This is a genomic window from Massilia sp. DWR3-1-1 (genome assembly GCF_049898325.1).
Lineage (GTDB): Bacteria > Pseudomonadota > Gammaproteobacteria > Burkholderiales > Burkholderiaceae_D > JAFCUW01.
In genome coordinates this window covers 1-16,280 of sequence record NZ_JAFCXL010000010.1, presented here as the reverse complement: position 1 = coordinate 16,280, position 16,280 = coordinate 1, and the positions used below count along the sequence as shown (strand labels likewise).

The window sequence follows — 16,280 nt, the reverse complement described above, 5'->3', positions numbered from 1 at the left end:
GCGCCATGTGCGGCATCGCAGGATCATTCGGCACCGCCTCGGCCAGCGTGTTCGACGCTGTCTTCGACGGCATCAAGCACCGTGGCCTCGATGGCGTGGGCGTGTTTCGCCACCAGCGCCTGGCCCTGGGCATGCACCGGCTGCGTTTTCGCGGCGCCGAGGTGGCCCTGCCGGTGCACCATGCCGACGCCGTGTCGGCCTACAACGGCCAGGTCTACGGGCAGCACGCCGGGAGCGGCTATCTGACCGCCGTGGACGGCCTCGACAATGAAATCGCCCTGGCCGCGCACAGCCCCGGCGCCGACGGCATGTACGCCTACTCGCGCTATGCGCCCCGCCAGGGGCAATTGACGCTGGCGACCGACTGGCACTTCATCAAGCCGCTGTTCGTGCGCGAGCTTCCCGACGAGATCGTCTTCGCGTCGGAAATGACGGCGCTGTTACGGCAGGGAGCGCCCGCGCGGATTGACCAGGGCGCGCTGGCCGAGTTGTTCGCCTACGGCTGGTACCTGGGCGACCAGACCTGCGCGGCCGGCGTGTCGCTGGTGTGGAAAGACGACGTGGCCATCGATGCCCACGGCCTGCGGCGCACACCGAAGCGCGCGCAGCGCCCGGCCCCGCCGGCGCCGCCTAGCATCGCCGCGCTGCGCCAGGCGATCGCGGCGTCGGTGCGGCGCAGCGCGCAGGGTGCCGGGCCGCTGGGACTGGCCCTGAGCGGCGGCCTCGATTCGAGCATCCTCGCCTGCGAGCTCAATGCCCAGGGCGTGGAAAACCTGGTCTGCGTCACCGTCCGTACCGAGGACGGCGACGACGACCTCGCCACGCTGGCGCAACTGGGCCTGCCCACCCCGGGCGCCTGGCAAACCTGGAAGCATGTCGTGGTGCCGGTCGGCGATCAGGATTTCCTGGCCGGCTTTGCCAGCGCCACGCGCGCCTTCGGCCAGCCCACCACGATGTCGAGCCTGCCCCTGTATCAGCAACTGGCCGACGCCGCCGCCGCCCACGGCGTGCGGGCGATGCTGCTGGGCGAGGGCGTGGACGAATACTTCGGCGGCTACGGCAGCTACGCCAAGGTTGACGACCCGGCCTCGGTGCAGGCCTACTACCGCAACGCCGCCCGGCGCGCGCTGGTCCGCTGCCTGTTCGGCGACGAGGCCAGCGGCGCCGTCGAGCAGCGCTTTACCCAGCTATACGGCGACTGCCCCGACTTGCGGGCGATCGAAACCCAGATGCGGCTGACCCGGCTGCTGCTGCGCAGCGACGTGTGCCTGATGGCGCGCTCGATCGAAGGCCGGGTGCCGTTCCTGTACAACCACATCCCCGACCTGGCGCTGGGGCTGGACTGGCGCGCCTTGACCAGCGGCCTGGGCAAGACGTTCCTGCGCCAGGCCTACGCCGCCGAGCTGGGCCCGCGCGCCCAGCGCCCGAAGGTGCGCTTCAAATCGTCCGACGCCATGCTGTTGCGCTGCCTGGCCCGCGACGACATGGCGCAGCGCATCGTGCGCCAGTGCGCCCGGCTGTTCGACGCCGGCGCGGTGGCGCGCGCGCTCGACCGCCTGCGCACCGCTGGCGGCTTCGACGCCGATGTCCTGTGCCTGCTGATGTCCCTGACGTTTTTACTCGAAAGCGAGCTGCTCGATGCAAACCCCTGAAAGCGCGCGGGCCCCGGCCACCTTGCGCCTGGACCAGGTCGTCGGCCACTGGGCCGCCCTGCGCCCCGAACAGTGCGCGCTGCGCCGCGCCGACGGCCGTGCCGGCCTGGTCTGGCGCGAATTCGAGGCGGCGGTCGCCACCGTCGCCCGCCAGTTCGACGGCGCCATCGTCCCCGGCCAGGTGGTGGCGCTGGTCTGCGCCAACAGCGCGTCCTTCCACGTGCTGCTCAACGCCCTGTGGCGCATCGGCGCGGGCGTGCTGCTACTGGACCGCAACTGGCGCGCCGCCATCGTCGACGATCTGCTGACGCTGCTGGACTGCGACAGCGTGTTCGCCGAGACGGAAGACGCCATCGCCAGCCTGCTGCCAGGCCTGCGCCGGCACGCCTTTCCCACCTGGGACGCGGCCGCCGCGCCCCACCCTGCCGCCACGCACGAGCACGGCCTGGACCAGGTGGCCTTGTATGCCACCACCTCCGGCACCACCGACAATCCCAAGTGCGTGGCGATCACGCACCGCCAGATCCGCCGCGCCTACCGCAATTGCCTGGACTGTCATGACTTCAGCGCCGTGCAGCGCTGCGCCTGCCTGTTCGACATCAACTCGCTGGGCGTGCTGGGCGTGTGCTTCCTGCTGCCACGCGAAGTGGGCGCCGGCACCCGCGTGTTCCCCAGCTTCTCCCTGGCCAATGCGCAAGCGAGCTGGGACGCCGTGCTCGACGATGGCGCCGACTTCGTCTACCTGGTGCCGCCGCTGGTGCGACTGATCAATACCCTGCCCCCGCGCCCGCCCGCCGGCGCGGCCACGCTGCTGGCCTTCTGTTCCGCCGCACCGGTCGCCGAGCAGGAGCTGCAGCGGCTCGAGGCGCGTTTCCCGGTGCAGGTGTTCAACTGCTACGGCCTGACCGAGCTGACCTTTGCCGTCTTCTTCGGCAGCCGCGGCGACGATGGCCGGGCCAGCGCCAGCATTGGCCCGGCGCGCGGCATCGCGGCCCGGCTGGCCGACGCCGACGGCCGCCTGCTCGATGGACCGGCCACGGGTGAACTGCAGCTCAGCGGCCCGATGGCCACCGGCGCCTACGTGCACAACGAAGGCGCCAGCCGCGCCAGCTGGGACGACGGCTGGCTCAGGACCGGCGACTTCGCCGAGCGCGACAGCGCGGGCCGCTACACCATCCGCGGCCGCCAGAAGGACGTGGTGCTGCGGGGCGGCACCACCTACTACCTGCACGAGCTCGAGCACTACCTGCGTCGCGCGCCCGACGTCGTCGACGCCTGCGCCTTCAAGGGCCGCGACCTGCCGTCCGGCGACGAGTTGTGCGTGGTGGTGCAGATGGGTGCACCGACCACGGCGTCGCCCTTGTTGCAGTGGATACGCCACCACCTGGGCAGCACCAAGGTGCCCAACGCGCTGTACGTGTCGGCGCGCGGCCTGCCGCGCAACGCGAACGGCAAGATACTGCGCAACGATCTGGCGCGCATGCACCTCGACGGCACCCTCGCGCAGTGGGTGGCACCATGAGCCCCGAGCACTACCAGGACCGCGGCTACGCGCGCTTTGACGGCGCCATCGGCCACGCCGCCGCTGCCGCCGCCGCGCGCTGGATTGTCACCCACCGCGATCGCACCGACGTGGCCAGCACCCATGATCGGCTGAACCGGAACAATCGACTGCCCATCAAGCTGCGCCAGCTGTGGAACTGCGATCCCGTGTTCTGGCAGCACTTCCTGTTCGACAGCGGCGTACTGGCATTGCCGCGCGCGCTGCTGGGGCCGGAGTTCTTGCTGATCCGCAGCGCCGCCTTCATCAAATACCCCCACAGCAGCACCTTCGTCGGCTGGCATTGCGACGCCGACCTGTGGGGCCATCCGTGCGAGGCGGGCCTGACGGCGTGGGTGCCGCTGACGCCGGTGCCGCGCCACAGCGGCTGCCTGCAATTGCTGCCGGGCAGCCACCGCGCCCCGCCGGGAAAATTGGGGTGGGACCTGCGCCATCCGTTTCACAAGGTCATGGACGTGAGCGCCATGGCGGCACCGGAAGCGGTGACGGCCGACGTCGGCGACTGCATCGTCATGGACCGGCGCACCGTCCATTCCAGCGGCCCCAACAACTCGGACCACGAGCGCATCGGGCTGGTACTGGCGTTCGCCCGCTGCGCGCATGCCGACCTCAACGAGCCGGCCGTGGCGCTCGGCCCGGGCGACCGGCATGAGCAGATCGTGCCAGCATGATCTCGATCTGCTTGCACGGCTGGGGCAGCTCGGCGCGGCAGTTTCAGGCCCACTGGGAGGCCACCGCCGACGCCGTGGACGGCCATGGCGCGCCCGAGCGGCTGTTCCTGGACGGCCTGGAAGCCGAGCCGGTCAGCGGCAACCGGCGCTGGTTTGCCTTCACCGGCCGGCACGACCGGCTGGCCGCGTCGCTGTGCGACTGCGTGCCCCGGCTCGAAGCGCTGGTGGCGCAGCAGCTGAGCCGGGAGGGGCTGGCGCCGGAGACGCCGATCGGCGTCGTCGGTCACTCGCAGGGCGGCATGCTGGCGCTGGCGCTGGCCGCGCGCCAGCGCCTGCACATCGTCCGCGCCGACGCCTTCGCCGCCTTCCTGCCGGCGGCCTACATGGCGGCCCGCATGGCGCGCGCCGACGCCGGCGGGCGCGCACAGGTGGCGCTGGCGCTGTACTCGTCGGCACCGGATCCGTTCGTGCCGCACGAGGCGGTGCAGCGCACCGCCGAATGGCTGCGCTCACTGGAGATCGGCGCGGTCGACCACCATGTCGTGGCCGATCTGCCGCACGCTTTTTCACCGGCCTGGATCGAGGCCGCCAACCGGGAACGCAAACCATGCCTGCCTTGACCTGTGCCCTGCCCTCCCCCTCGCTGCGCGCGCAGGTCCGGCGCTGGCTCGCGCAAGGGTCCGCGGCCGGCGCCGACGCCGACGCCGAGCTGGCGCGCAATGTCGTCGAGGCCGTCGCTGCGCCACTGGCGCGGCACGGCGTGGCGCGCCTGGCGCTAGTCGAGCAGCCCGGCCAGCATGCGCTGGCACGGCTCGAGCACCTGCTCTTGCTGGTCTCGCGCCAGATCGGCTTCGTGCTGCCCCAGTCGTATGCCGAGGGCGAGCTGGCCCACGTGCAGGACGAGCGGCGCGATTATGCGCTGCCCGGCACCCGCGGCCACCAGACCAACCACGCGCTGGCGTTTCACAGCGATCGCTGCGATGTCAACTTGCTGCTGTATGTGCGCACCAGCAGCAACGGTGGACAGCTGAGCGTGCTGCCGTATGCGCAGGCCGCCGGGCGGCTGCGCGTCCAGGCGCCGGCGGCGCTGCAGGTGCTGTTCGACGGCTTCCCCGTCGACCTGCGCGAAGAGCGCATTTTCGCGTCGCTGCTGTGGCACTGGCGGCCGATCCTGTGGGAGCGCGACGGCACCATCTGCGGCCACTACATCCGCCGCTTCATCGCCGACTCGCAGCGCCATGCGGATTGTCCGCGCCTGGACGCGCGCCAGACGCAGGCGCTGGACCAGTGGGATGGCGCGCTCGAGGCACTGCGGGCGGCGCACAGCTTCGCCCCGCACCCGGGCGAATTGCTACTGCTCGACAATTACCGCGTCATGCATGCGCGCAGCGCCTATGTCGACGTGCCCGCGCACGACGCCGGGCGGCTGGCGCTGCGCACGTGGGTGGCGCCGTTCGACAGCGCGCCGCTGCCGCTGGCGCTGCACCCGCTTGCCGGCTCGTGCATCGCGGGCAGCTTTCGCGGCGGCGTCGGCCGCGGGGCAGCGTATCTGAACCAACTGGGCAACACCGACCATATCCATTCAAAGGAGACTCCATGACACCGCACACCAACACGTTCGCGCAGCGCTCGGACCAGTACGCACTGGCGCGTCCGCGTTACCCGCAGGCGCTGTTCGACTGGTTGAGCCAGCACAGCAGCGGTCACGCGCTGGCCTGGGACTGCGCCACCGGCAACGGCCAGGCCGCGGTCGACCTGGCGCGCTACTACGACCAGGTGATGGCGACCGACCTCAGCGCTGAACAAGTCACCCAGGGCCTGCCCGCGCCCAATGTCGTGTATTCGGCGCAACCGGCCGAGCGCACCGCGTTCGCCGCGCACAGCTTCGACCTGGTCACGGTGGCCCAGGCGCTGCACTGGTTCGACTATGCCGCGTTCTGGCCGGAAGTGCGCCGCGTGGCCAAGCCGGGCGCGCTGTTTTGCGCCTGGGGCTACGCCTGGTTCGACTGCGAACCGGACGTGATGGCCGCGCTGGTGATGCCCTTGCGCGAGCTGGTAGCGCCTTACTGGGCGAGCAACAACCGCATCTTGTGGGACGGCTATCGTGATGCCGACATCGCCTTCCCGTTCGAGCACGTCACGCCGCCGCCGCTGGCAATCGACGAACGCTGGGACGTCGCCCAGCTGATCGGCTACATGCAAACCTGGTCGTCGTATAAAAAAGCCATGCTGGACATCAACGTCGCCAGCCAGTTGGACGCGCTGGTGGCAGCGGCGCATGCGCGCTTCCAGCCAGATGGCCCCTTGCACATCAGCATGCCGCTGGCGATCGTCGCCGGACGCATCGATCCGCACTGATCGGGGACAAGCATGCAAGCGATCCGCATCGTCGACGCCACCCTACGCGAAGGAAACCAGGCGCCGGGCGTCCGATTTTCAGTCGAGCAGGCCTGCCATATCGCCACCCTGCTGGCAGCGGTGGGGGTCGACATGATCGAATGCGGCCACGCGCGCGTGAGCGAGCAGGAGCGCCTTCGCATCGGCGCGATCCGCGCGCTCGGCTTGCCCACGCCCCTGCTCTCGCACGCCCGCGCGCAACGCGAAGACATCGACGCGGCCAGCGCCAGCGGCGCGCAGTGGGTGGGCATTTTTTGCGGCATCAACCGGGTCTCGCGCCTGACCCGGCTGGGCGGCCGTCCGGCCGCCTCGGTGATGGAGATGGTGCGCCGCAGTGTGGCGTATGCGAAGTCGCTGGGGCTGGGCGTGCGCTACACGGTCGAGGATGCCTCGCGCACGCCGGACGAACTGGTGATCCGGGTGCTGCGCGCCGCCGTCGAGGAAGGCGCGGACCGCATCTGCTATGCCGACACGCTGGGCGCGATGACACCAGGCGTGTTTGGCGCCAAGGTGGCGGCGATCCGCGCCGCCCTGCCCGGCACCGACCTGGAAGTGCACATCCACGACGACCGCGGCTTCGCCATGGCCAACGCCTGGGCCGCGCTGGAGGCCGGCGCCAACTGGATCTCGACCTCGGTCAACGGCATCGGCGAACGCTGCGGCATCACCGACCTGGCGCTGCTGCTGGCCAACCTCGATCTCGAGGCGAAGCAGCCCCTGCGGCAGGCGCAGGCGCTGCAACATCTGTCGGCCTACGTCGCCGCCGCCACCCGCTCCGCGCCCGACCACCGCCGTCCCGTGGTCGGCCGCAACGCCTTCACCCACACGGCAAGGCTGCACACCCAGGCCATGCAGCGCAGTGGGCTCTCGTATGCCGTGTTCGATGCCCAGCGCTGCGGCCGCGTCGTGCAACTGGCGCCGCCGCCGGCGCCGCGCACGATCGACGCAATGGTGGTGGCGCCGCAGGTGATCAGCGCGACCGAACTGAAGTATCACCGCGCCGGCCCGGGCTCGCGGTATGTGATGGTCGACGACCGCTTCGTCGACGATGCGCGGCAGTACTGTATCGTCCGTGACATTCCGCCCCAGCACACGCCCGCCGCCGCCCATGTCGATCCGCACCGGCATGGCTGCGACAGCCTGTTCCTGTTCATCGGCAAGGAAGTCGGACTGACGGGATTGCGCGTCGAAGTGCTGCTGGACGGCGAAGTCCGCGAATTGCACAGTCCGGCATCCATGCTGATTCCCGCCGGCGCCGAGCACAGCTACCGCGTGCTGGGTGGCAGCGGCCTCTACGTCAACCATGTGCTGGCCGGCGACTACAACGCCAGCCTGCTCGAGACGGGCGACCAGACCGCCGCGCCGGAGACGGCCATTGCCGCCGCCGGGGCCTCCTCGATCGCCCTGCTGCGCCAGTTCCTGGCCGATATGACGTGCGTGCGCACGGACAGCCTGTGCCTGGACGCCGACCTGATCGAGGACGGCGTCATCGATTCGATCGGCATGCTCGAACTGTTTGTCTTCATCGAGGCGCACACGCGGCAGGCGCTGCCCGACACCGGCCTGGACACGCAATACCTGCGCACCATCCGCTCGATCGCCGACAGGTTTCTTACGGGTCCGCCGGCGCATGCGCCGGCGCGCTGAAGCAGGCGGGCCCGTCATTTCGACCGGGCGCGGCAACCCTTGCCGGCGCCACGCTGGCCCGACGCGGCGCGCACGGGTGACACAATGGGGCGCCGATGGTCGATGCCGTGACCGACTGGGGCCGCTGCCCCCGTGCAGCAATGGCGGCGCCGTGGTGCGCCGCCATTGCTGTAAGATAAAAACTGCGTTGGCGATGCGATAACGCTTGCCCGATCGACGTCATCGTCCGCCTCCCGGCGGGCTCGCCTACACCACCCTGAAAGAGCGCCGATGACGATGCCCATTCCCCTGTGCCCGATGCGCTTGCACCACATGCCCCGGGCGCTGGCCTTCGGCGCCACCGACATCGGCCCTGTACGCGAAAGCAATGAGGACAATTTCCTGTTTGACGAGGCGCTCGGCCTGTCGATGGTGGCCGACGGCCTCGGTGGCCACGCCGCCGGCGACGTGGCCAGCGCCGCCGCGCTGACGGAACTGCGCGACTACCTCGCCGTGCACGCGGCCTGGTCCGCCCCGGCCGCTGCCGTGCGCCTGTTGCACGCCGCCGTCGAACATGCCAACACCCGGCTGTACGCCCGCAACTGCGCGCGCAAGCAGCTTGAGGGTGGCATGGGCGCCACCCTCACTGGCTTCTGGCGCCCCGCTGACGCCGGAGCGCTGCTCATCGCCTTCCACGTGGGCGACAGCCGCCTGTACCGCCTGCGCGCCGGCGCGCTCGAGCAACTCACGCGCGACCAGACCGTGTACCAGCAAGCGCTGGAAGCGGGCGCGCTCGACCGCCTGCCCGCGCGCAATCTGCTGCTGCAGGCGCTGGGCCCGTCGGCAAGCGTGGCCCCGGAAGTGCGCGCGCACACGGTCATGCCGGGCGACCTGCTGCTGTTGTGCAGCGACGGCCTGCATGGCAGCGTAGCCGATGGCGAGATCGAACAGCTGCTGGCAGGGGCGCAGGCGCACCAGCTCGAATCGCTGTGCGCGCAACTGATCGAGATGGCCAAGCAGTATGGCGGGCAGGATAATATGACGGTGCTGCTCACGCTGTGTCATTGAGGGCCAGTTCACCGTGTTGGCCCGATGCTGTCGCAAGGTGAGGTGCGGAAGATGAACGACCAGTGGCGACCCATGACCGAGCCGAGCTTGTCCTGCGAATACGTCGACAGGTCGAAGGCCCGCGCCTGCACACCATCAAATTCCCAACGCCTTCAGGCCCGCATCGACCAGTAGTTCGAACGGATTGCGCCGCGCCTGGCCGGGCTGGCCGTTGCGGGGAACCTCTTCGTAGAGATAATAAGCGTTTTGGCCGGCGAACCGGTCTTGCAGCAGCGTTTGCCTGCCCCTGGCATAGGGAATGAACGGCTCGGCGCGGGTCGTGGAATAGGCGGCGTTGCCGCTGAACCCCAGGGTGGCATCCTGGCTGATCTGGCGGCCCGCTTCGGCACTTTCGAGTCGCACCCCGCGACAGCCCTTGACGATCAGGGTCGCCGGGCCCTCGAAGGCAAGGTAGCGCAATTGCAGTGTCAGCCATGCGTGCGCGGTGCCCAGCCGCCAGTGACTGCGGATGCGCGGACGGCGGCCCGACTGGTGCAGGATGCCGACCAGGCTGCGCGGCTGCAGCACGAACGACTCGCCGGCGGCGATGTCCAGCAGCGCCACCTCCTCGAGCGGATCGACGGTCGAGGACACGACAATATCGACTGCATGCGCGCTGCGCATGCGGTTGAGCAGCCACAGATAGGAGGCCACACTCGATAGCACGTAGCGTTTGCTGAAAAGCCATTGCGTCACGATGCGCACGTCTGCCGGCTGACTCTGGCAGTAGCCCTGGCGGATCAGCAATTCATGCGAAGGAGCGAGCCTGATTTTTTGCGAGACTGCGGAAATGCGCGAGCCGTCCCGCGGGGGCGTGCCCTGCCGGCCCAGCGAAAATGCGGTTTGTTGATTCGGCATGCCGATGACGATCGGCGCTAGCCGCGATGCGGCCGGGGCCAACAAGAAATAGAAGATGGCGCGGATGGCCAGGGGCACCAGCAAGGCCCCCGCCAGGACGGCAAGCGCCGCCGGAATCAAGGGCGAAACAGCCTGATAGGCACGCACCGCAAAGCTCCCGGTGGCCAGGCGCCGGGCCCGTGCAAGTTGGTCCGTCAGCGGGGCGACAGCGGCGTCGACGCGCTGCGCATCGATCCGGAAGGCGCCCATGGTTTTCAATGCCGGCAGCGAAGCGAGCAACTGCTGCTGCGATGTCCATTGTGCATGTGCCATGTCGCTTTGCTGCTTGAGCCTGACGAGATTGGTCTGTGCAGCGTGCGCTTGCGTCCACGGGAGTCGGGACAATAAAGACGCCAGTTGCCCCACCGGTCGGCTGCCCAATGCACTTTGATAAGCGGCGGAAGCGGCAAGCTGCGCCAGGCGCAATCGCTCCAGCCTGGCGAGCGCCGCCTGGCGGTGCAACAGCATCTCTGCCCGGGGGCGAAATTCGATCAGATAGTTGCGCTCTTGCGCGAGTATTTCCAGCAAGAGTTCCAATTTTGCTGCCTGGCCCAAGCGCTGAGGCAGGGCACCGATATGTTTGACCGATAACGCCATCCATGCCGTCTGTTCGCGTTTGGTCCGGGCGATGCTGTCGTCCACCATGCCAATCTGGCTGTCGATTTGCGCAAGCGAAATGGCCGATAGCTTGGCAAGAGCACTTTCTACCTGCCGAGAAATATCGCCTCGATAGGCCACCACTTCGCGATGCGAACGCTCCAGCGACGGCAACTCGGTCACGGTACTTTGAATCGTGTGCCATTCATCGCGCGCCCAATTGCCCGCCCAAAGAACGAGTACGATGACGACGAACGCCGTCAGATTGCGGCGCAGCGCGTAAAACACGACAGACATTAAATGACCCATGACCCACCAATTCAAGTACGGCGCGATTTGGCCACCAAGGGGCCGCCGCAAGAGCGAAAACGTATCTTGCCTGCTATTTAGTTTGATTGCGACAACTAATTAATTTTTTGCAACTCCAACAAATTACACCTGTCAAAACACGCCAGCGACCATCGCCTCAACGATTTTTCATGGCTTTTGACCATTCACCATCGTCTTTCCTACATCTGAACACGGTTCAGGTGGGCGATTCACAATACACGGTCGATCGCTCGCAGGGCATCGAGCGCCGCCAAGGCAAGTCCCACACCATGACCGCCCTCCACGCCCGCTTCGCGCATGTTGATCCGTACCAGGCTCGCGCCATGCCGGCGCCACATCCGCTCGCTAAAGTGGCGCACCGTCGGCACTGCCGTCCCGGCACCGATCTCGATCACGAGGGGGTTGCGGGCGTGCTCGAGCCATCGCTGTTGGCGAGCGCGCTGGGCCTCCGATACCGCGTCGACCCAGGTCCAGTCAGCAAACATCAGGATATTCGGTCGCGCCACGGCGCCGCAACGCGGGCACACGGGCAGCGCGCCGACCAGCGCGCAGGTCTGCTCGTCGACCACGGGCGAAAAACCACCGGCCGACCAGACCTCGTCACTGCACGGCGTGGTGCATTGCAGGTGGTGAATCGAGCCGTGGCACTCGTGGACGTGATCGCGGTCGACGCCGGCACGCTGGAATTGCCCATCGACATTGCTGGTAAACACGCTGCCGCCATGCGCCTTGGCGCTGGCCCACTTGCGCAGCAAGGCAAAGCCCGCATGCGGGACCGTCCGGCGGTACAGCGCGAGCCGGTGCCCATAAAAGCCCCAGGCACGCACGGGATCATGGACAAAGCTATCGGCCGAGGCGGCGGCCTGAAAATCCATGCCGGCCGCCGCCAGTGCGGGGTATGCCTGCCAGAATCCGCTGTTGCCGCGAAAGTCCGGCAGTCCTGAATCGCCCCCCATGCCGGCGCCGGCAGCGACGATGATGGCGTCGGCGTCGCGCACGAGACGCGCGGCTTGTTCAATCAATATGTCCTTGTGATGCATCCCTGCTCCCTTGTCCCGGCCATGCTGCCACGTTCAGGCCAGCTGAAACGAGCGGCCTGGCTGCCCAGCTGCCTCGCCGCACGCTGGGAAAAATCATTGAAGCGAGGCGCGCCGCGCCCGAGGCTGCGCTGCGTATCTTGCTCGCGCTGAAACTGCCGACGGCGCAGCAGCAGATGTTGCTCGCCAGCGCCATTGAGGTGGTGCAGTAGCGCCTGCAGCGCCCGCACGCAGGCAGCGCCCGGCGCTGCATTCGAAGCGGCGCGGTGCTGCCCGGCGCAAACGAGCGGCAGGTGATCGTGCAGGTGGAGCTGCGCAGTTGACATGGGCACGCCCGACAAGGTAGCCATCGAGACGATCACGCTGTTGCCGCTGTGGCAAAGCGCGGCATAGCTGGCAACGCAGTGCGACATCACCTGCCCTTCCCTGCGCAACTGGGCACTGCTGGTCAATTCGACGATCGTGCGCGCTTCAAACTGCCACGGGCTGGCCAGCACGGCCGGCCAGTGCGCCATGCTGTCACTGCCCTGCGCCGCCGGCGACTGCGCAGCGATGGCCGCGTGCCATGCGCGCGACAGGGTGAGCAAGCGCGCCACCCGGATACTGGCGCACCAGGCCAGCACCGTGGCATCGGCGGCGGCGGCGTCCTGCCCATCGAGGCGCTGGCGTGCTTCGAACAGGGCTGCCAAAAAATCCTTCGCGTCACGCAAGTCCGACGCCGAGCCGGCAACTTCATCGGGCTGCCCCTGTGCCAGCCAACGCCGCATGCACGGTGCAAGCCGGTGTAGCGCTTCCGGTCCGTCTTCGCTGGCGATGAACTCGAGTGGCGCCGTCAGTGCACCGGCGCGCGCAGTGAGCTGGCCGAATGCGGCGAGCGTCTGCGGGCGGCGTTCTGGTGGCAGCCACGACAGCAACGCCAGTAATCGTCGCAGCCTGCCGGGGTCGACCAGCCAGTGGGCCGGCAAGCTGCGGCGAGCGGTCCAGCGTACCACCTCGCGCGGCACGCCAAAAGTGCGCGCGACGGCGTCGTGCAGCGGCAATCCCGCGTCGATCGCCGCCAGGATGCCAGGCGCTTCGGCCAGACTCGTTCCGCTGGCGTGGGACGTCAGCATCGGCAGCAGCCATGGCAGGGTCGCCATGGCCTGCGCGCGGTTGCGGGCGTTCCCTGAACTGGCTGCAATAAAATTATAGACCTCGAGGCGGTCGGGCTCCATGCCATGCGCCGCCGGCGCCGTTGCGCCATACGCCAAGGCATGGGCGTCGAGTGCGGCGCGGTAGGCCAGCACGGCCGGATCGTCGGTACTGCAAGCCCGATCCATACTGGCACGCAGCGCCGGCCCAGCTGCTGCCTCGCCAGCCTCGCCATCTGCCCGCTGGACGGCGCACCACACCAGCCGGCACATCTGAGCGGACGTGAGCAGCGGTCGCGGCAGCATGCCGGCCCGGTGTTCGAGTGCGATGCTGGCCGCACCCTGGCCCGCATCGAGCAGCGCCGCTGCCAAGGCGGCATCGCGCTCCTTGAACGCCGCCTCGTCGTAACGCTGCCCGGCCAGGACGGTGCCCGCGAGGCCCGCGATGCCCGCGATGTCCCCGATGCCCATCATCTCGTCCAGTGCAGACCGGGGCGCGGTGACCACGGCGCCCCAGGCCGTGCCATCGCGCAGTATCAAGCGCACGCTGGCCCGCGCGGTGCCGTGCGTGCCGTGACCGAGCAGTGCGCGCGGATCGACCACCACGTGCATCAGCACATGGGCCAGCGGTCCGTCGGGATAGCAGCGGTAGTCCCAGCGGGCACAGTGCCGCAGGATCTGCCAATCGGTGACAGGTGCCTCGCTCATGCCGCGCCAGGGTGCGCAACACGTGCGAGTTCGATCACTTGCCCCGAAGTTGCCAGCACCGCCTGGCGCAGCGTGGCGGTGTCGATCGGACACATCACACCGCCGGCCAGGCGGGCCGCGCACTGCCTTATCGCCATCACCTGGAAGCCGTGCTGGCCAGCATGAGCGGCACGCAGGCGCCACGCGCGTGTGGCGAGGCGGTCGGGCACGATGCCGGTACGGCGGGCGGTATGCGTCACGGTGATCCTTGCTGGCAATTATTGACGAAGAGTAGCTTACCCGATGGGCGCGACAAATTGCGTCGCAGCAAAAAGTAGTGTTGGTTTAACAGTATTTAAAACTGAAAATGGGGCGGTTTCGCGAACTCGATGTGCTCGAGCGCCTGCGCGAGCATTGACCGGCCCAGTTCGAGGTCTTCCACAGCATGGGGCTGCACTGGCTGCACTGGCTGCACGGCGAGCACGACCGCTACGGCGAAATCGACGTCGCCGTGCTGGCGCCCGATGGTTGCCTGCTGCTCATCGAGGTCAAGGCCAAGGCCTGCCAGCGTGCCAGCGCTCAGCCGTAGGCAGCGGCCATTCGATGGGCGATGCTGGCCATCTCTTCGCGCAGCGCTGCGGGCGCCTGCACTTCTACGCCGTCGCCAAAGCCCAGCAGCCACCAGACCAGCGCGCGCGTGTTCGGCACCGACGCGGCCAGCTGCAGGCGGCCATCGGCAGCGCTGCTGAGAACCTGGTCACGACTGAGCGGGGTCTCGAACAGATGCTCGCCGGCCGCGCGCGAAAACACGGCGCGCAATGTGATCGGTGCGCCCGCGATGACGCCGAACTGCCCGGAGGCGATATAGGCATCGAGATCGAAGCCGGGCTTCCTGCGCGCGTCGTCGTGGCGCATCTCGGCTTGCTGGACGCGGTGCAGCGCGAGGGTGCGCACGTCGTCGTAGTCGGCAAACATGCAGACCAGGTAAATCAGGCCACCCCGCTCGACGATCGCCAGCGGGTGGACGGCCGCATACACCGTCGCCGCGCTGGCCTCGCGCTTCTTGTAATGCAGCGTCAGTTGACGATCGTGCAGCAAGGCCAGATAGACGATTCGCTGGCACTCGGCGTCCAGCGGCGGTGGCAGCAAGGGCTGCTGCGGAGCAATGCTGCGCACCTTGTTCAGCCAGGCCTTCGACAGCGTCGCCCCATCGACCGACGCGAGCGCCCGCGCCGCCGACTGGAAATGCGGCTGCAGCGCGGCGATGGTATTGGGCGGCAAGTGATTGCCCAGATGCTGTTCGACCAGCGTGAGAGTCAGCGCTTCCGGCAGCGACAACCCGGGCAAATCGAAACTGGCGGCGTCTTTCTGCCAGCTCCAGCCAAACGGCTTGTTGCGGTCATCGACGACGAGCGGGAACACCGTGGCCAGTTCGATCAGGTCGCGCTGGATGGTGCGCTCGGTCACCTGAAAATCCCTGTCGCGCAGCCGTTCGCACAATTGGCGCACCGACAGTTTGCCCGGCGCGCGCGGCAGCAGGCGCAGCATGTTCCACTGGCGCAGCAGCGACAGTTGATTCGTCGCCATCAGGGCAGGTCCCAGTAGCGTTCCCAGAAGCCGGGCGCATCATGCGCCGCATTGCGCTGGGCATAGTCGAGCGGCATCACGTTGAAGCGCACGCCGGCGTGGCGCATGCTGCCGTCGGCGAACTCGAGGTAGTCACGCAGCGCGCAGTAAGCGGGCACGCTGTCATCGAACGGAACGTCAAGGCAGACCTGGCCCAGGTGGCGCTGGGGCGCGTCAGGGTCGGCAAACGGGCCGCACGCACGCCAGCCGAACTGCTGCTGGTCGAGCCAGCCCAGCACGCGCTCGCGCGTGGCGTCGGTCTCGAAGCGATAACGGCGCCAGTCCTCGTGCGGATGAAATTCAAGCCAGAGCACGGCGCGTTGCTGGGCGCGCGCGATGGCGTCGATATGGTCGATCAGTGCAGGCATGGCCTTGGGCAGGTGAAAAATGCGTCGCGAATGAATGGGAGCGTGGATGCAGGCTGTTCTGCCAGCCATTCTAACAAATTTCCATAATTAAACATTGCCATGTGGATATTTTTGAGGCCGATTGTTGCTGGCCATGATGCCCCTTGCTGGCGACAATCCGTGTCGCAGGAACGGATGTCGCATCCTGCGACGCTGCTTGTCGCAGTGCCCATTACAGTGCAAGGTTGAGCTGAAAGCGAAAAAGGATGAGCGATGGCAACAGAAACCTGGAAAGATGCAGATTCCCGAACAATCGCTTACATCGAGACGGACGCGCGCGGCAAGCAGACCGCGAAGACAGCGCAATGCGTGACCATCGGCTATTACGACCCACGAACGAACTGGACAGTTGACCGGCATCTTTGCTGGGTGTCGTCGGGCAATACCCTGGCGTCGTTGATTCGGAATAGCTGAGTTTGCAACCCGTTCTCCCGAAATTTTTGGCGCTTTCACCGTTTGCTGTGGGTCGACCCCGAACCGATTTGAATTGCTGAGGTCAAACCTGCTCCACCAAGGTGATGGGAGAGCAGCATGGCACAAGGCAAGCAGGTCCGT

The 16,280-nt window shown here is 67.8% G+C and carries 16 protein-coding genes; 10 read left to right on the top strand and 6 right to left on the bottom strand.

From position 1 onward, the window contains the following. The first annotated feature begins 5 nt into the window (after nt 1–5). The 8 genes from ACP7EY_RS12240 to ACP7EY_RS12205 all read left to right on the top strand — a co-directional run bounded on the left by ACP7EY_RS12240 (nt 6) and on the right by ACP7EY_RS12205 (nt 8,975). Nucleotides 6–1,652: an asparagine synthetase B family protein gene (locus ACP7EY_RS12240; protein WP_426193863.1), complete on the top strand. Its 1,647-nt coding sequence runs from the start codon at nt 6–8 to the stop codon at nt 1,650–1,652. Beyond that, complete coding sequence (locus ACP7EY_RS12235; RefSeq protein ID WP_426193861.1) at nt 1,639–3,174, top strand: class I adenylate-forming enzyme family protein; 1,536 nt, start codon at nt 1,639–1,641, stop codon at nt 3,172–3,174. The genes ACP7EY_RS12240 and ACP7EY_RS12235 overlap by 14 nt, the downstream gene beginning before the upstream one ends. After that, nucleotides 3,171–3,884 carry a phytanoyl-CoA dioxygenase family protein gene (locus tag ACP7EY_RS12230; RefSeq protein WP_426193859.1) on the top strand — a complete coding sequence of 238 codons (714 nt, stop codon included), beginning with the start codon at nt 3,171–3,173 and terminating at the stop codon, nt 3,882–3,884. Before ACP7EY_RS12235 ends, ACP7EY_RS12230 begins: the two co-directional genes overlap by 4 nt. Then, nucleotides 3,881–4,504, top strand: a complete 624-nt coding sequence (locus ACP7EY_RS12225; protein ID WP_426193857.1) for an alpha/beta hydrolase — start codon at nt 3,881–3,883, stop codon at nt 4,502–4,504. The genes ACP7EY_RS12230 and ACP7EY_RS12225 overlap by 4 nt, the downstream gene beginning before the upstream one ends. Beyond that, on the top strand, nt 4,492–5,484 hold the full coding sequence (locus tag ACP7EY_RS12220) for a TauD/TfdA family dioxygenase (RefSeq protein WP_426193855.1): 993 nt from the start codon (nt 4,492–4,494) through the stop codon (nt 5,482–5,484). Before ACP7EY_RS12225 ends, ACP7EY_RS12220 begins: the two co-directional genes overlap by 13 nt. Then, complete coding sequence (locus ACP7EY_RS12215; protein ID WP_426193853.1) at nt 5,481–6,242, top strand: class I SAM-dependent methyltransferase; 762 nt, start codon at nt 5,481–5,483, stop codon at nt 6,240–6,242. The genes ACP7EY_RS12220 and ACP7EY_RS12215 overlap by 4 nt, the downstream gene beginning before the upstream one ends. Before the next feature lie 12 nt (nt 6,243–6,254). Beyond that, on the top strand, nt 6,255–7,928 hold the full coding sequence (locus ACP7EY_RS12210; protein WP_426193851.1) for a 2-isopropylmalate synthase: 1,674 nt from the start codon (nt 6,255–6,257) through the stop codon (nt 7,926–7,928). 270 nt (nt 7,929–8,198) lie between these two features. Beyond that, nucleotides 8,199–8,975: a PP2C family protein-serine/threonine phosphatase gene (locus ACP7EY_RS12205; protein ID WP_426193849.1), complete on the top strand. Its 777-nt coding sequence runs from the start codon at nt 8,199–8,201 to the stop codon at nt 8,973–8,975. Nucleotides 8,976–9,110: 135 nt separating this feature from the next. Here ACP7EY_RS12205 and ACP7EY_RS12200 read toward each other — a convergent pair whose 3' ends face one another. The 4 genes from ACP7EY_RS12200 to ACP7EY_RS12185 form a co-directional block, all read right to left on the bottom strand. Beyond that, nucleotides 9,111–10,805 carry a hypothetical protein gene (locus tag ACP7EY_RS12200; protein WP_426193847.1) on the bottom strand — a complete coding sequence of 565 codons (1,695 nt, stop codon included), beginning with the start codon at nt 10,803–10,805 and terminating at the stop codon, nt 9,111–9,113. 242 nt (nt 10,806–11,047) lie between these two features. Further along, a complete protein-coding gene (locus tag ACP7EY_RS12195) occupies nt 11,048–11,878 on the bottom strand; it encodes an SIR2 family NAD-dependent protein deacylase (protein WP_426193845.1) in 831 nt (276 codons plus the stop codon). Beyond that, nucleotides 11,857–13,713: a PcfJ domain-containing protein gene (locus ACP7EY_RS12190; protein ID WP_426193843.1), complete on the bottom strand. Its 1,857-nt coding sequence runs from the start codon at nt 13,711–13,713 to the stop codon at nt 11,857–11,859. Before ACP7EY_RS12190 ends, ACP7EY_RS12195 begins: the two co-directional genes overlap by 22 nt. Further along, on the bottom strand, nt 13,710–13,952 hold the full coding sequence (locus ACP7EY_RS12185; protein ID WP_426193841.1) for a hypothetical protein: 243 nt from the start codon (nt 13,950–13,952) through the stop codon (nt 13,710–13,712). The genes ACP7EY_RS12190 and ACP7EY_RS12185 overlap by 4 nt, the downstream gene beginning before the upstream one ends. 185 nt (nt 13,953–14,137) lie before the next feature. Here ACP7EY_RS12185 and ACP7EY_RS12180 point away from each other — a divergent pair, with 185 nt between their 5' ends. Next, the gene (locus tag ACP7EY_RS12180; protein WP_426193839.1) at nt 14,138–14,281 is read left to right on the top strand and encodes a hypothetical protein; all 144 of its coding nucleotides are present in this window, start codon (nt 14,138–14,140) and stop codon (nt 14,279–14,281) included. On the opposite strand, the gene ACP7EY_RS12175 is transcribed toward ACP7EY_RS12180, so the two are convergent. Both ACP7EY_RS12175 and ACP7EY_RS12170 read right to left on the bottom strand, forming a co-directional pair. Next, a complete protein-coding gene (locus ACP7EY_RS12175; protein WP_426193837.1) occupies nt 14,272–15,279 on the bottom strand; it encodes a helix-turn-helix transcriptional regulator in 1,008 nt (335 codons plus the stop codon). The two genes, ACP7EY_RS12180 and ACP7EY_RS12175, sit on opposite strands and share 10 nt — an antisense overlap. Then, nucleotides 15,279–15,686, bottom strand: coding sequence for a hypothetical protein (locus ACP7EY_RS12170; RefSeq protein ID WP_426193835.1), 408 nt, complete (start codon nt 15,684–15,686; stop codon nt 15,279–15,281). Before ACP7EY_RS12170 ends, ACP7EY_RS12175 begins: the two co-directional genes overlap by 1 nt. A 252-nt stretch (nt 15,687–15,938) precedes the next feature. Here ACP7EY_RS12170 and ACP7EY_RS12165 point away from each other — a divergent pair, with 252 nt between their 5' ends. Continuing rightward, the gene (locus ACP7EY_RS12165) at nt 15,939–16,139 is read left to right on the top strand and encodes a hypothetical protein (RefSeq protein ID WP_426193833.1); all 201 of its coding nucleotides are present in this window, start codon (nt 15,939–15,941) and stop codon (nt 16,137–16,139) included. Nucleotides 16,140–16,280 lie beyond the last annotated feature (141 nt).

Excerpts from the sequence above, each read along its gene's own strand:
- ACP7EY_RS12205 (WP_426193849.1), top strand. The coding sequence starts at position 8,199 with ATGACGATGCCCATTCCCCTGTGCCCGATGCGCTTGCACCACATGCCC.
- ACP7EY_RS12240 (WP_426193863.1), top strand. The coding sequence starts at position 6 with ATGTGCGGCATCGCAGGATCATTCGGCACCGCCTCGGCCAGCGTGTTC.
- ACP7EY_RS12215 (WP_426193853.1), top strand. The coding sequence starts at position 5,481 with ATGACACCGCACACCAACACGTTCGCGCAGCGCTCGGACCAGTACGCA.
- ACP7EY_RS12200 (WP_426193847.1), bottom strand. The coding sequence starts at position 10,805 with ATGTCTGTCGTGTTTTACGCGCTGCGCCGCAATCTGACGGCGTTCGTC.
- ACP7EY_RS12225 (WP_426193857.1), top strand. The coding sequence starts at position 3,881 with ATGATCTCGATCTGCTTGCACGGCTGGGGCAGCTCGGCGCGGCAGTTT.
- ACP7EY_RS12180 (WP_426193839.1), top strand. The coding sequence starts at position 14,138 with ATGGGGCTGCACTGGCTGCACTGGCTGCACGGCGAGCACGACCGCTAC.
- ACP7EY_RS12190 (WP_426193843.1), bottom strand. The coding sequence starts at position 13,713 with ATGAGCGAGGCACCTGTCACCGATTGGCAGATCCTGCGGCACTGTGCC.
- ACP7EY_RS12220 (WP_426193855.1), top strand. The coding sequence starts at position 4,492 with ATGCCTGCCTTGACCTGTGCCCTGCCCTCCCCCTCGCTGCGCGCGCAG.
- ACP7EY_RS12165 (WP_426193833.1), top strand. The coding sequence starts at position 15,939 with ATGGCAACAGAAACCTGGAAAGATGCAGATTCCCGAACAATCGCTTAC.
- ACP7EY_RS12210 (WP_426193851.1), top strand. The coding sequence starts at position 6,255 with ATGCAAGCGATCCGCATCGTCGACGCCACCCTACGCGAAGGAAACCAG.
- ACP7EY_RS12170 (WP_426193835.1), bottom strand. The coding sequence starts at position 15,686 with ATGCCTGCACTGATCGACCATATCGACGCCATCGCGCGCGCCCAGCAA.
- ACP7EY_RS12195 (WP_426193845.1), bottom strand. The coding sequence starts at position 11,878 with ATGCATCACAAGGACATATTGATTGAACAAGCCGCGCGTCTCGTGCGC.
- ACP7EY_RS12235 (WP_426193861.1), top strand. The coding sequence starts at position 1,639 with ATGCAAACCCCTGAAAGCGCGCGGGCCCCGGCCACCTTGCGCCTGGAC.
- ACP7EY_RS12175 (WP_426193837.1), bottom strand. The coding sequence starts at position 15,279 with ATGGCGACGAATCAACTGTCGCTGCTGCGCCAGTGGAACATGCTGCGC.
- ACP7EY_RS12230 (WP_426193859.1), top strand. The coding sequence starts at position 3,171 with ATGAGCCCCGAGCACTACCAGGACCGCGGCTACGCGCGCTTTGACGGC.